The sequence below is a fragment of the Micromonospora sp. WMMD882 genome, assembly GCF_027497255.1.
GTDB lineage: Bacteria > Actinomycetota > Actinomycetes > Mycobacteriales > Micromonosporaceae > Micromonospora.
This window is the reverse complement of the sequence record NZ_CP114903.1, coordinates 2,415,717-2,428,825: the sequence shown is the minus strand read 5'-3', so window position 1 is coordinate 2,428,825 and position 13,109 is coordinate 2,415,717. Positions and strand designations below refer to the sequence as shown.

General features: G+C 72.5%; 12 protein-coding genes and 1 CRISPR repeat array. Of the genes, 6 read left to right on the top strand and 6 right to left on the bottom strand.

Translation table 11 applies throughout. From position 1 onward, the window contains the following. The first annotated feature begins 134 nt into the window (after positions 1–134). Both O7606_RS09700 and O7606_RS09695 read left to right on the top strand, forming a co-directional pair. Positions 135–1,184, top strand: a complete 1,050-nt coding sequence (locus O7606_RS09700) for a phosphatase domain-containing protein (protein WP_281598729.1) — start codon at positions 135–137, stop codon at positions 1,182–1,184. A 110-nt stretch (positions 1,185–1,294) separates the two neighbouring features. Next, positions 1,295–1,768, top strand: a complete 474-nt coding sequence (locus tag O7606_RS09695; RefSeq protein ID WP_281598728.1) for a GNAT family N-acetyltransferase — start codon at positions 1,295–1,297, stop codon at positions 1,766–1,768. Between the two features lie 82 nt (positions 1,769–1,850). Here O7606_RS09695 and glgB read toward each other — a convergent pair whose 3' ends face one another. Both glgB and O7606_RS09685 read right to left on the bottom strand, forming a co-directional pair. Next, the gene (gene glgB / locus O7606_RS09690; RefSeq protein WP_281598727.1) at positions 1,851–3,953 is read right to left on the bottom strand and encodes a 1,4-alpha-glucan branching protein GlgB; all 2,103 of its coding nucleotides are present in this window, start codon (positions 3,951–3,953) and stop codon (positions 1,851–1,853) included. Next, positions 3,941–6,034, bottom strand: coding sequence for an alpha-1,4-glucan--maltose-1-phosphate maltosyltransferase (locus O7606_RS09685; protein WP_281598726.1), 2,094 nt, complete (start codon positions 6,032–6,034; stop codon positions 3,941–3,943). Before O7606_RS09685 ends, glgB begins: the two co-directional genes overlap by 13 nt. A gap of 338 nt (positions 6,035–6,372) precedes the next feature. On the opposite strand from O7606_RS09685, the gene O7606_RS09680 reads away from it, so the two are divergent. Continuing rightward, positions 6,373–6,987 (top strand): dihydrofolate reductase family protein, encoded by a 615-nt coding sequence (locus O7606_RS09680; protein ID WP_281598725.1) that lies wholly within the window; start codon positions 6,373–6,375, stop codon positions 6,985–6,987. Between the two features lie 20 nt (positions 6,988–7,007). On the opposite strand, the gene O7606_RS09675 is transcribed toward O7606_RS09680, so the two are convergent. Further along, positions 7,008–7,574: a TetR/AcrR family transcriptional regulator gene (locus tag O7606_RS09675; RefSeq protein WP_281598724.1), complete on the bottom strand. Its 567-nt coding sequence runs from the start codon at positions 7,572–7,574 to the stop codon at positions 7,008–7,010. Between the two features lie 119 nt (positions 7,575–7,693). On the opposite strand from O7606_RS09675, the gene O7606_RS09670 reads away from it, so the two are divergent. Beyond that, positions 7,694–8,689, top strand: a complete 996-nt coding sequence (locus O7606_RS09670) for an NAD(P)-dependent oxidoreductase (protein ID WP_281598723.1) — start codon at positions 7,694–7,696, stop codon at positions 8,687–8,689. Between the two features lie 64 nt (positions 8,690–8,753). On the opposite strand, the gene O7606_RS09665 is transcribed toward O7606_RS09670, so the two are convergent. Both O7606_RS09665 and O7606_RS09660 read right to left on the bottom strand, forming a co-directional pair. Continuing rightward, positions 8,754–9,401, bottom strand: a complete 648-nt coding sequence (locus O7606_RS09665) for a DUF6518 family protein (protein WP_281598722.1) — start codon at positions 9,399–9,401, stop codon at positions 8,754–8,756. A 110-nt stretch (positions 9,402–9,511) separates the two neighbouring features. After that, positions 9,512–9,785: a CRISPR direct-repeat array (repeat unit 28 nt; unit sequence GGATCACCCCCGCGTGCGCGGGGAACAG). Between the two features lie 78 nt (positions 9,786–9,863). Then, on the bottom strand, positions 9,864–10,076 hold the full coding sequence (locus O7606_RS09660) for a winged helix-turn-helix domain-containing protein (RefSeq protein ID WP_281598721.1): 213 nt from the start codon (positions 10,074–10,076) through the stop codon (positions 9,864–9,866). Positions 10,077–10,234: 158 nt separating this feature from the next. Between O7606_RS09660 and O7606_RS09655 the strand changes: the two genes are divergently transcribed. Then, positions 10,235–10,501: a hypothetical protein gene (locus O7606_RS09655; protein WP_281598720.1), complete on the top strand. Its 267-nt coding sequence runs from the start codon at positions 10,235–10,237 to the stop codon at positions 10,499–10,501. Beyond that, on the top strand, positions 10,498–11,682 hold the full coding sequence (locus O7606_RS09650; protein ID WP_281598719.1) for a helix-turn-helix domain-containing protein: 1,185 nt from the start codon (positions 10,498–10,500) through the stop codon (positions 11,680–11,682). The genes O7606_RS09655 and O7606_RS09650 overlap by 4 nt, the downstream gene beginning before the upstream one ends. A 129-nt stretch (positions 11,683–11,811) precedes the next feature. Here the strand turns inward: O7606_RS09650 and glgA are convergent, their stop codons facing one another. Beyond that, positions 11,812–13,038 (bottom strand): glycogen synthase, encoded by a 1,227-nt coding sequence (glgA, locus tag O7606_RS09645; RefSeq protein ID WP_281598718.1) that lies wholly within the window; start codon positions 13,036–13,038, stop codon positions 11,812–11,814. Between the last annotated feature and the right edge of the window lie 71 nt (positions 13,039–13,109).

The following is a 13,109-nucleotide window of genomic DNA, read 5'->3' as shown; positions in this document are numbered from 1 at the left end:
CCGCGACCGGAGTCTGTCACGACAACGGGGGTCGGGGAGGCGGATCGGCGCAGGTCGGCCCGCGTGGCCGGTGGGGGCGGCGGCGCTCCGGCGCTCGCGTGGCCGGTTCCCCGTTCGTGTGGCAGGGTGGCAGCGTGTCGACCCCACCCACCGGTGAGCTTGCCGTTCCCGTCCTGCACCGGGCCGCCCGGATCGAGGACGCCGTGCACCGGCTGGTCGAGCGCCGCCTGCGGCGCACCGGCTGGCAGACCAACATCGTCGCGTACGCCGGGTACGGCGCGCCGGGTTGGGTACGGGTGATGTGCCGGGTGCTGCTCGGCCGCCCGGACCGGCGGCAGGGCGGCGGCCGGCTGGAGAAGGTACGCGGCTGGCGCAGCTTCACCACCCTCCCCGCCAAGCACGCCCGGGTGGTTATCGAGGCGGCCGGGGTCCGTCACGAGGCGGTCGCCGACCGCAGCGGCTTCGTCAACGCCGTGGTCAAGGCCGACCTGCCGCCCGGCTGGGGCACGGTACGGCTGAGCCTGGCCGACGCCGACCCGGTCGAGGCCCCGGTGCGGATCCTCGACCCGCAGGTCCGGTTCGGCATCATCTCCGACATCGACGACACGGTGATGGTCACCGCGCTGCCCCGGCCGCTGCTGGCCGCCTGGAACACGTTCGTCCTGGACGAGCACGCCCGGGCGGCCGTCCCCGGCATGGCCGTGCTGTACGAGCGGCTGGTCACCGCGCACCCCGGCGCGCCGGTCTTCTACCTCTCCACCGGCGCGTGGAACGTCGCGCCCACGCTGACCCGGTTCCTGTCCCGGCACCTGTACCCGGCCGGGCCGCTGCTGCTCACCGACTGGGGACCCACCCACGACCGGTGGTTCCGCAGCGGCATGGAGCACAAGCGGGCCACCCTGGCCCGGCTGGCCAGCGAGTTCCCGGACGTCAGGTGGCTGCTGGTGGGCGACGACGGCCAGCACGACCAGGAGATCTACCGCGAGTTCGCCGCCGCCCACCCGGCCAACGTGGCCGGGGTGGCGATCCGCCGACTCTCCCCGGCCCAGTCGGTGCTGGCCGGCACGCTGCCGGCCCCGTTGGCCGAGCACGAGTCGTCGTCCGGGCCGGTGGGGCAGAAGTGGCTCTCCGCCCCGGACGGCGCCGGCCTCTGGAAACTCCTCCGTCAGGCCGACCTCGTCTGACCCGCCCCGCCCGCCTCGGGGCAGATCCGCGCCGTTTCCCGGAAACGGGCGTGTCCCCAAGGTCCGACACCGCACTCTCCGCGAAACGGAGAGGGGCGTACGGTCGCCGGGTGGTCGAGGTGCGGCGGGCAGGCGTCGGGGACGTGGACGAGCTGGTGCGGCTACGCCGGGTGATGCTGGCCGGCATGTCCGGCCGGGAGCCGGATTCCGGGCCCTGGGAAGAGACCGCCGTTACCACGCTGCGGGAACGGCTGGCCGGACCGGAGCCGTCGATGGCCGCGTACGTGGTGGACCGGCCGGACGAGTCGGGCCGGCTGGCGGCCTGCGCCGTCGGCGTGATCGAACGTCGGCTGGGCGGCCCGGACAATCCCCGTGGCGAGATCGGGTACGTCTTCAACGTGGCGACCGATCCGACGTACCGCCGACGTGGCTGCTCGCGGGCGGTGCTGACCGCCCTGCTGGACTGGTTCCGTCGGCGTGACGTCACGCGGATCGACCTGGTGGCCACGCCGGACGGCGCGCCCCTCTACCGCGAGCTGGGTTTCCAGGACTCCCCGTCCCCCATGCTCCGGCTCACGCGCTGACGCTCCATCTCCGCGGAAGCGGGGCATCGGCGGGATGCCCATGCCACCGCTTCCGCGAAGTGGAGCCGAACAGGAGGGCCGGTCAGGCGGGGCGGAGCCAGAGCGCGCCCAGCGGCGGCACCTGGAGGGCGGCCGAAGCCGGCAGACCGTGCCAGGGGACGCTCTCCGCCCGCACCCGGCCCAGATTGCCCACGCCCGAGCCGCCGTAGTGGTGGGCGTCGGTGTTGACGACCTCCGTCCAGACGCCGCCGGACGGCAGGCCGACCCGGTAGTCGGGCAGCGGGCGGGCGGAGAAGTTCACCACGCACACCAGGGTCGAGCCGTCCGGGGCGATCCGCACGAACGACGCGGTGTTGTTGACGACGTCGTCCCCGGCGATCCAGCGGAAGCCGGCCGGGTCGGTGTCCTGCGCCCACAGCGCCGGGGTGGCCCGGTACACCGCGTTCAGGTCCTTGACCAGCCGCTGCACGCCGGCCCGCGCCGGATCGTGCAGCAGGTACCAGTCCAGGCCGCGCTCCTCGCTCCACTCCCGCTCGTCACCCAGCTCACAGCCCATGAACAGCAACTGCTTGCCCGGGTGCGCCCACATGTACGCCAGCAGCGCCCGCACGTTCGCCAGCTTCTGCCAGGTGTCGCCGGGCATCTTGGCGACCAGCGAGCCCTTGCCGTGCACCACCTCGTCGTGGCTGATCGGCAGCACGTAGTTCTCGCTGAACGCGTACGCCAGCGAGAAGGTGAGCTGATGGTGGTGGTGCTGCCGGTAGATCGGGTCCTTCGACGTGTAGAGCAGGGTGTCGTGCATCCAACCCATGTTCCACTTGAAGCCGTACCCGAGCCCGCCGCCGCTGGTCGCCCGGGTCACCCCCGGCCACGCCGTCGACTCCTCGGCGATCATCACCACGCCGGCGTGGTGCTTGTAGACGGTGGCGTTGACCTCCTGCATGAAGGCGATCGCCTCAAGATTTTCCCGACCGCCGTGCTGGTTGGGGGCCCACTGCCCCTCACCCCGGGAGTAGTCCAGGTAGAGCATGGACGCCACCGCGTCCACCCGTAGCCCGTCCACGTGGAACTCGTCCAGCCAGTACAGCGCGTTGGCGACCAGGAAGTTACGCACCTCCCGACGGCCGAAGTCGAAGACGTACGTGCCCCAGTCGGGGTGCTCGCCGCGGCGCGGGTCGGGGTGCTCGTACAGCGGGGTGCCGTCGAACCGCGCCAGGGCCCACTCGTCCTTCGGGAAGTGCGCCGGCACCCAGTCCAGCAGCACCCCGATCCCCGCCCGGTGCAGGGTGTCCACCAGGTGCCGGAACGCGTCCGGGTCACCGAACCGGGACGTCGGCGCGTAGTAGCCGGTGACCTGGTAACCCCACGAGCCGCCGAACGGGTGCTCCATCACCGGCATGAACTCCACGTGCGTGAACCCCAGCTCGGTCACGTACGCGGTCAACTGCTCGGCCAGCTCCCGGTAGCCCAGGCCCGGCCGCCACGAGCCCAGGTGCACCTCGTACACGCTCATCGGCTCCTGGTGCGGCTGCCGCCGCGCCCGCCGCGCCAGCCACTCGGCGTCACCCCACCGGTGGGTCGACCGGTGCACCACCGACGCGGTGGCCGGCGGCACCTCCGCGTACGCGGCCATCGGGTCGGCCTTGTCCCGCCACCGCCCGTCCGCGCCGAGGATCCGGTACTTGTAGCGGTGCCCGACGGCGGCCCCCGGCACGTACAGCTCCCACACCCCGCTGGAGCCCAGCGAGCGCATCGGCCAACCGTCGTCCGGGCCCCAGCCGGTGAACTCGCCGACCACCCGCACGCCCCGCGCGTTCGGCGCCCACACCGCGAACGCCACCCCGCCGTCGTGGGCCCGCGCGCCGAGGGCCTCCCACAGCCGCTCGTGCCGACCCTCGCCGATCAGGTGCAGGTCCAGCTCACCCAGGGTGGGCAGATGCCGGTACGGGTCGTCGTGCTCGACCCCGTCCACCTCGACCCGGTAGTCGCTCACCGTGCCCGGCACGGTGACCTCGAAGACGCCCGCGTCGTGCGTGCGGCGCATCTCGTGCCGGGCCCCGCCCACCAGCAGGGTCACCCGTCCCGCGCCCCGGCGCAGGGTACGGACGGTGGTGCGGCCGTCGGCGGCGTGCGCCCCCAGCAGGGCGTGCGGGTCGTGCGCCGTACCGGCGATCAACTGGTCCATTGCTCATCCTTGTCAGCGGGAGCGACCGGTGCGGCGCCGCCGGAGAGGTCGTCCGGCACAGCCTCGACGGTCAGCTCGGTCGGGGGGGCCGGGACGGGCGTCGGTGGCTCGGCGGGCGCGGGACGCCGCACCGTGAACACGTGTGCCGGCTGAAGATACGGGTCCAACCGGACGGCGTTGCGCTGCCCCCAGTCGTACGTCGCGCCGGTCAGCTCGTCGTGCACGGTGAACCGCTCGTGCCAGTCGAAACCGAGCGCGGGCATGTCCAGCGTGGTGTTGCCCCACTGCACCTGCCGCGCGTCGAACGAGCAGACCACCAGCACCGTGTCGCCGGTGTCCGCGTCCCGCTTCGACCAGCACAGCAGCATCGGGTTGTCGACGTCGTGGAAGACCAGGTTGCGGAGCTGACGCAGGGCGGGATGCTCCCGCCGTACCCGGTTCAGGGTGGTGACGAACGGCGCGAGGGAGCGACCCTGCGCCTGCGCGCCGGCCCAGTCCCGGGGGCGCAGCTCGTACTTCTCGTTGTCGAGGTACTCCTCCGCGCCGGGGCGGGCCTCGTGCTCGAACAGCTCGTAGCCGGCGTACATGCCCCAGGAGGGGGAGAGCAGACCCGCCAGCACCGCCCGGATCTTGAACATCGGCGGGCCGCCGTGCTGCAACGTCTCGTGCAGGATGTCCGGCGTGTTCGGCCAGAAGTTCGGCCGCATCCAGTCCACCGAGGCGACCAGCTCCTCGCAGTACTCCCGCATCTGCGCCGGCGTGGTCCGCCAGGTGAAGTACGTGTACGACTGGGTGAAGCCGACCTTGCCGAGCCCGTGCATCATCGCCGGCCGGGTGAACGCCTCCGCCAGGAACAGCACGTCCGGGTCGGTCCGCTTGACCTCGGCGATCAGCCAGTGCCAGAAGTCGACCGGCTTGGTGTGCGGGTTGTCGACCCGGAAGATCTTCACGCCCTCGCCGACCCAGTGCCGCACCACCCGCAGGATCTCCGCCCGGATGCCCTCCGGGTCGTTGTCGAAGTTCAACGGGTAGATGTCCTGGTACTTCTTCGGCGGGTTCTCCGCGTACGCGATGCTGCCGTCGGCCCGGGTGGTGAACCACTCCGGGTGCTCGGTGACCCACGGATGGTCCGGCGCGCACTGCAACGCCAGGTCCATCGCCACCTCCAGGCCCGCGTCGGCGGCGGCGGCGACGAAGTCCCGGAAGTCCTCCGCCGTGCCCAGGTCGGGGTGGATGGCGTCGTGGCCGCCCTCGGCCGCGCCGATCGCCCACGGCGAGCCCACGTCGTCCGGCCCGGCGACCAGGGAGTTGTTCGGGCCCTTCCGGTTGACCCGGCCGATCGGGTGGATCGGCGGCAGGTAGAGCACGTCGAACCCCATCGCGGCCACCCCGGGCAGCCGGTCCATCGCGGTGGTGAACGTGCCGGAGCGCGCCGGGGCGTCCACCGTCGCCGGGATCGCCCCCTCCGAGCGGGGGAAGAACTCGTACCAGGCGGAGAAGAGCGCCCGGGGCCGGTCCACCCAGATGGCGTACTCGTCGGCTGCGGTGACCAGCTCGCGGACCGGGTACGCCCAGAGCAGCTCGGCCAGGTCGAGCGCCTGGGCCACCCGGCGCGGCACCGGCCGCCCGGTGTCCAGCAACGCCTGCGTCGCCGCCCGCACCCGCCGCCGCTCGGCGGTCGGCACGACCCCGGCGGCGGCGTCCAGGATCCGCGCCCCGTCGGCCAGGTCGTTGGCCAGCTCCGCCGCGCCCTGCCCGGCGGCGATCTTCTTGGTCACGGCGTTCTGCCAGGTCAGGTACGGGTCGGAGAACGCCTCCACGGTGAACGTCCAGCGGCCCACCGCGTCCGGCCGGATGGTGGCGTGCCACCTGTCCTGCCCCGGCTCGCCGGGCCGCATCCGCACCGGGGGCCGGGGCCGCCCGTCCGGCCCCTGCCAGACGACAGTGCAGCCCAGCGCGTCGTGGCCCTCCCGGTAGGCGCGGGCGGACACCGGGACCAACTCGCCGACGACCGCCTTGGCCGGGTAGCGACCGCAGGCCACCGAGGGGGTGATGTCTTCGATCGGGAACCGTCCAGTCACCCCGTCAACCTACTGCCCGAGATCGCTCCGCGCGCGACTCCCGTCCCACCCACTCCGCCCACCCCGCCCCGCCCACCCCGCCCACCGTGCCGCAAGATCAACTCCATTTCACCGATACCGGGGTCATGCTCCGCCCGGAAGCCCCCGTTTCAAGGAAACGAAATCACCTCCCGGCCTGGCCCGTCGGCTGAGCCCACCGCCAGGGGTACGTGTTCCGGCGACCTGTCGAGCTGCCCCGGATCTGGGGCACTCCAGCGGTCGCCCGGAATGTCGGTGGGGTACGCCAGGATGTGACAGCGGCCTACCTGCCGCGCCAACTGACCAGAAGGGATCACGCCATGGCGAAGGTCGTCTCCACGCTGTTCATCTCGGCCGACGGGGTGGCAGAGATCGACCCCGACTGGCACTTCCCGTATTTCGACGAGCACATGGGCCGTGCCGTCGAGGAGGATTACGGTACGTCTGACGTGCTGCTCATCGGCCGGGAGACGTACGACAGCTTCGCCGGGGCCTGGCCCGACCGTGAGGCTGCCGGGGGAGAGGACGCTCCGTTCGCCAAGCAGCTCGGGGACGTCCGCAAGGTGGTCGTCTCGCGTCAGCCGCTGGAGTTCTCCTGGCGCAACTCGGAGCTGATCGAGGGCGACCTGGTCGAGGCGGTCACCGCGCTCAAAGCCGACAGCGGCATCCGGGGCATCCTCATCCCCGGATCGATCTCCGTGGTGCAGCAACTGCTTGCCGCCGGCCTGGTCGACGAGCTGCGCCTGCTGGTGCACCCGGTGGCGGCCCGCAAGGGCCGCAGGCTGTTCGACGAGGGCGACCAGCCGTACCACCTGAAGGTGGTGGCCACGGAGGCGTACCCGACCGGCGTGCTCCGGGTCATCTACGCGCCGACCGCCGCCCCCACCCCGGCCGGCTACGACGAGGCCAAGGAGCAGTTGCCGGCGAGGGAGTAGCCGTAGCTGTCCCTGCTCGCTCAGCGGCCGGCGATCATCCCGGTCAGGAGGGTCAGGATGTCGTCGGCGTCGGTGTGCCACTTGTCGGCGGTGAGCTGGCCGCTGGCCTCCATCCCGATTATCCCGTGCACGCTGGTGAGCAGCAGCGCCCCGTAGCGGTAGGCCTTGTCCTCGCCCACCAGATCACCCAGGACGGCCACGAACGGGCCCTGACTTCGCGACGCCGCGCGCAGCACCTCCTCACCGGCGGGCGCCTGGTGCATCAGCCGGTAGAGGTGCGGCTGCTCGCGGCCGACGGCGAGCAGCCCGGCGAGCATGCCCCGCAGCTTCTCCTCCGCCGAGGTCAGCGGATCGGCGGCCAACTCCACGGCCCGGTCCGCCAACCGGTCCCATGCCTCCGCCGCGACGGCGGTCAGCAGGTCGCCCTTGTCGGCGAAGTGCCGGTAGGGCGCTCCGCGACTCACGCCGGCCCGTGCGCCCACCTCCCGCAGCGTCACCGCCTCCGGTCCACCCTCGTCCAGCAGGCCGGCCGCCGCGTCGAGCAGTGAACGACGGGTGGCGGCAGCGGACTCCGAGCGACTGATCACCACACCATGCTATCTAGTTGACAACGTCATCCGACGGGTTGACATTGTCAACTCCAATCGCGCACACTCTCTTCAGGTGACAGCGTCAACAGAGCGCGTCCCGGTTCTGGAGGGATCTCATGGACATTTTTCTCACGGGCGGCTCCGGCTCTGCCGGCGGTGTGATCATCCGTAGGCTGGTAGCCGACGGGCACACCGTGCACGCGCTGGCGAGGTCGGCTTCGGCGGAGCAGGCGGTCACGGTCGCAGGGGCCCGGCCGGTACGCGGTGACCTGGCGGAGGCCGCCCGGAACGGTGCCGGCGCGCCGGCGTGGCTGAGCGTCCTCGACGAGGTCGACGCCGTGGTCCACGCGGCGGCCTTCATGGAGTTCTGGGGGCCCGACGAGCTGTTCGTCGAGCGCAACCTGCTGCCCACCCGCGCCCTGTACGAGGCTGCGGTGGCCGCAGGGGTGAGACGCTTCGTCCTGCTCTCGGCCGCCAGCGTCTCCACCGGCACCAGACACCTGAGCATCGTGGACGAGACCTCCGACACCGGCCGGGCGAACATCGCGTACAGCCGGGTCAAGCTGCGCACCGAGCAAGAGCTGCTCGCGCTGCCCCATCGAGAGACCGCGCTGGTGATCCTCCGACCGCCCTTTCTCTGGGGCCACGGCGCGGCCGGCAACCTGCAAGGGTTCGTCGACTCCGTCGAGGCCGGCCGGTTCGCCTGGATCGACGGCGGGCAGCACACCGTCGACTACTGCCACTTCGACAACCTTGCCCACGCCGTCGCCCTGGCGATGACGCGCGGGGAGCACGGCCTGGTCTGCTACGTCACCGACGGCGACCCCCGGCCGGCCCGCGGTTTCTTCACCCCGCTGCTCGCCACCCGGGGCCTCGACGTGAGCAGCAGCAACAGCTTCCCCCGGGCGGTCGCGTCGGCCATCGCCACGGTCATGGAGACCGCCGCCAGGGCCCGCCGCCGTGCCACGCCGCCACCGCTCACCCGATGGATCGTCACCTTCATGGGCCGCGACCGCGTCTACGACATCACGCGCGCCCGGACCCACCTGGAGTACCAGCCGACGATCACCGTCGACGAGGGCCTCCGCCGGATGGCGGCTCTCGGAAGCTGACCGGGGGTCGGGACGTCCACGGGCTCAGCGGGTGGCGGCAGCACAGGCCCGGCGGGGCCGCTGGTCAGCCGCCGAATCCGGCGGCGAGGAAGCCGCCGAGGCCGATGAGGGCCAGCGGTACGCTCGCCGCCAGCGCTTCCAGCCGCTCCCGGCCGGTGCGCCCGACGAGCAGCGGCAGCAGGAGGCCGAGCACCGCCTCGATAGCCGCTGTCTGGAGGCTGTCCGTCCGGTAGGCCACGCCCCCGTTGCCGCTGCGGAGGACCAGCACGGCGGCCTCGGCGAGCAGGACAGCTCCAGGCAGCGCCGCGCCGAGGACCCGCCGCCACCGGTTGCCGCCCCGCGACCAGCCGCCAGCGGCGCCGAAGACGACGCCGGCGAGAACCCCGAACACCAGCCACAGCGCTGCCGTCGGACTCACCAGATTGGTCATGCTGTCGCCCTGCACCAGGGCTGCGGTGAGGTAGTAGCTCTCCACCGCCACCAGCAGCAGCAGCGTACCGGCCAGCACCGGCCGCCAACCCCGGTCACCCACCCAGACGCCGATACCGAACGCGCCGACCGCCCAGACAGCGCTGGAATTCGCCAGGTTCGCCCATGGGTACGGCAGCTCCCGCTGGGCGACCAGGTCGACCGCCCCCAGCAGTACGCCGCCGACGACCGCCACCACCAGCACCAACCAGAGTCGTCGCCGCTCACGGAGCTGCTCTGTCATCCGGGCAGTCTGCCAGCAGCGACTTCACCCTGCCCGCCGCCGACCACCAGTGGGGCTAGGCGGTTTGCGGAATGTATGCGGCTCGCTCCCTGTCGAGCTGCCCCAGATATGGGGCACCCCCGCAGGTGCCGGGAACAGCCGATTCCGCCCGGGCAGTACTCCTGTCGGAAGCCGGATCACCCCCGCGTGCGCGGGGAACAGCGTCACCACGTCGCCACCCACCCGACGGGGATGGGATCACCCCCGCGTGCGCGGGGAACAGCCGGTCGACGCGTCCGACCGTGGCACTCTCACCGGATCACCCCCGCGTGCGCGGGGAACAGGCGTTGGTGGGTCGGGAAAGCCTTGCCGAGGTTGGATCACCCCCGCGTGCGCGGGGAACAGACTCCTTGACCTGCGACTCTAAAGATCAACTACCGGGTTTTCCTTCACTTTGATCTCCAAGATCATTTCGAGTCGAGGTCAGGTGGGTGGCTTGTCCGCGACGAACGAACCCTTCCCCTGATGTACTTCGATCCATCCCCGCTCATCGAGGATCCAGAGCGCCCGCTTGATCGGATTGTCGGACGATTTGTACTGGTGGGCGAGGTCGGCGATCGTTGGCAACTTGTCGCCGGGTCTGAGCGTGCCGTTCCGGATCGACGTGGTGATGTCGTCGACAACCTGCTCGTACACAGGCTTTCGGGGCATGGTGGGACCACCTCTCGTCAGCCTGCTCAGCATCTCACTCGCCGCGACATGGTGTGGACCCTGTGTTGACTCTGGCTACTAAGGGTTCTAAGTTGAGGGCGAGGGTCTCTCGTCAGCAGCGGAGTCCTCGTCCCCTGGGCGGGGTGGTTTCTCCCCGTGCCACCCCGCCCTCCGACGACGCCGAGGAGGCGCAGATGCGTGAGCGTCCGCACGACGGGCCACCGCCCAGGGCGTACCCGGTGCCGGGGGCCCGGCCGCCGCATCCCGACGGCGACCGGGTGCCCGGTCCGGCTCCGCAGGAGCGCCCGGCCCGTCCCGATGGTCCGGCGCCCACCCGCCGGCAGTACGCCTACGGCCTGACGGTCGCGCTGCTCGTCCTGGTGCTGCTCGTGGTCGGGGTGCTCAGGTGAACGAGCTGCCGGTGGGTCGTCGGGTCGCGCAGTGGCGGGTCCGGCGGAACATGACGCAGCAGCAGTTCGCCGACCGGCTCGGCAAGTCGAAGAGCTGGGTGGACAAGGTCGAGCGCGGCGCGCGTCGGCTGGAACGGGTGTCGAGCCTGCGGGCGGTCGCCGACGCGCTCCGGATCGACGTCGAGGTGCTGTTGGCGGACCGGTCGGGTGGACGGTCCGACCCGGCCGTCGACGCCGTGGAGGGGGTGCGGGGCGCGCTGTCGCGGTACCACGTTTCGGGGTCGGCCCGGCCGCCCGACCCGGCGGAGCTGTGGGCGCGGCTGGGGCACGCCGAGCAGAGCTACCGGCACGCCCGCTACCCGGATCTGCTCGTCCTGCTGCCCGGCCTGCTCGATGCCGCCCGTGCGGCGCGGGCCACCCGACCGGGGCGGGACACGGACGCGCTGCTGGTCGCCGCGTACGGGCTCACCGCTCTGGCGTTGGTGAAGGTGGGGCAGGGGGCGCCGGCCTGGCTGGCCGCCGACCGGGGCATGACCGCCGCCCTGGCGACGGACGACGCGCGGCTGGCCGCCACCGCGGCCGTACCCCTGGCGCAGGCGCTGCGGCACGGCGACCGGCCCCGGTTCGCGCTGGAGGTCGCGCTTGTCGCCGCCCACCGGCTGACGCCCGCCGGGGACACCGGCCCGGCCACCCCACCGCAGCGGCACCGCGGCCCCGACCAGGCTGACGAGTCGCTGTTCGGGACGCTGCTGGTCCAGGCCGCCCTCGCCGCCGCCGGCCGGGAGGACGCCGACGGCGCGACCATGCTGCTGGACCAGGCGGCCGAGCTGGCCGGGGCGGCCCAGGACCGGGCGGCGGTCGAGGCGGCGCGGGTGGTGGCGGCGGCGATCCTGGGCGACGTGGGTGCGGCGACGGTACGGCACGAGCGGCTGGTCACCGGCGACGGCTGGCGGTGGCTGCCGCCCGAGCACCAGGCCGCGTACCTGCTCGACGTGGCCGGGGCGTACGTGCTGGTCGGTGACGGTCGGCGGGCCGGGCGGGCGGTGCTGGACGCGGAGCGTACCGCCCGGGGTGAGGTGCACGACCGGCCGGCGGCGCGGGACCTGGTCGCCGTCGTGGCGCGGTCCGCCGACGCCCCGCCCGACCTGATCCGCCTCGCCACCACCCTCCGCGTCACCTGAGCCGGCCTGATCGACTTCTTTTTCGCGATAGAGGGGCATCATCCGCCAGGGAGAGGCCCATATCGCGGAAAAGAAGCGGAAAGAAGCCGATCCGGCGGGTCGGGCGGCGTCCTGGTGGGCGCCCCTTCCTCAGGCCAGCAGTGAGCGGTACACCTCGACGGTCTGGTCGGCGATGGCGGCCCAGGAGAAGTGGTCGATGGCGCGGCGGCGGCCGGCGCGGCCGAACTTCTCCACCCGGGCCGGGTCGGCGAGCAGGGCGTTGACCGCCGCCGCCAGGTCGGCCACGAAGCGGTCCGGGTCCAGCGGGGTGCCGCTGCCGTCGGTCGCCTGCTCGATCGGGACGAGCAGCCCGGTCTCGCCGTCGGCGACGACCTCGGGGATGCCGCCGGTGGCGGTGGCCACCACCGCCGTCTCGCAGGCCATCGCCTCCAGGTTGACGATGCCCATCGGCTCGTAGACGGACGGGCAGACGAAGACCGTGGCGTGGGTGAGCACCTGGATCACCTCGGGCTTGGGCAGCATCTCGGCGACCCAGACCACGCCGGTACGGGTGGCCCGCAGCTCGTCGACCAGCCCTTCCACCTCGGCGGCGATCTCGGGGGTGTCCGGGGCGCCGGCCAGCAGCACGAGCTGCGTCTCCGGCGGCAGGTCGCGGGCGGCCCGCAGCAGGTACGGCAGGCCCTTCTGCCGGGTGATCCGCCCGACGTAGACGACGCTGGGGCGGGCCGGGTCGATGCCGAGCCGGGTGAGCACGTCGGTGCCGTGGTCCGGGGCGTACTGCTCGGTGTCGATGCCGTTGTGCACCACCCGTACCTTGGCGGGGTCCACCGCCGGGTACGCGGTCAGCACGTCACGCATCATGCCGGCGCTGACCGCGATGATCGCGTCGGCGGCCTCGATGGCGGTGCGCTCGCACCAGGAGGAGAGCGCGTACCCGCCGCCGAGCTGCTCGGCCTTCCACGGGCGCAGCGGCTCCAGGCTGTGCACGGTGACCACGTGCGGCGCCCCGTGCAGCAGCTTCGCGGTGTGCCCGGCCAGGTTCGCGTACCAGGTGTGGCTGTGCGCCACGTCGGCGCCGGCGCAGCCGGCGGCCATCGCCAGGTCGACGCCCATGGTCCGCAGCGCCGCGTTCGCGCCGGCCAGTTCGGCCGGCTCCGGGTACGCGGTGACGCCCTCCTCGGCGCGGGGCGCGCCGAAGCAGTGGACCCGCACGTCCGCCAGCCGGCGCAGCTCGCGGGCCAGGTACTCGACGTGCACCCCGGCGCCGCCGTACACCTCCGGCGGGTACTCCCGGGTGAGCAGGTCGACACGCAGCGGGACGGGGCTGTCCGCGCTCGGCGGGGCGGAGTGGGTCATGAGCGCACCCTAGTGCAATGTGCCGCCGGCCACCCGGCGCAGAATCGTGCCCGTACGAGTGGTGAAGTCGC

What these genes read in the sequence shown, in the direction of transcription:
- glgB (WP_281598727.1), bottom strand. Translation starts at nt 3,953, where the DNA reads ATGGACCAGTTGATCGCCGGTACGGCGCACGACCCGCACGCCCTGCTG.
- O7606_RS09680 (WP_281598725.1), top strand. Translation starts at nt 6,373, where the DNA reads ATGGCGAAGGTCGTCTCCACGCTGTTCATCTCGGCCGACGGGGTGGCA.
- O7606_RS09670 (WP_281598723.1), top strand. Translation starts at nt 7,694, where the DNA reads ATGGACATTTTTCTCACGGGCGGCTCCGGCTCTGCCGGCGGTGTGATC.
- O7606_RS09665 (WP_281598722.1), bottom strand. Translation starts at nt 9,401, where the DNA reads ATGACAGAGCAGCTCCGTGAGCGGCGACGACTCTGGTTGGTGCTGGTG.
- glgA (WP_281598718.1), bottom strand. Translation starts at nt 13,038, where the DNA reads ATGACCCACTCCGCCCCGCCGAGCGCGGACAGCCCCGTCCCGCTGCGT.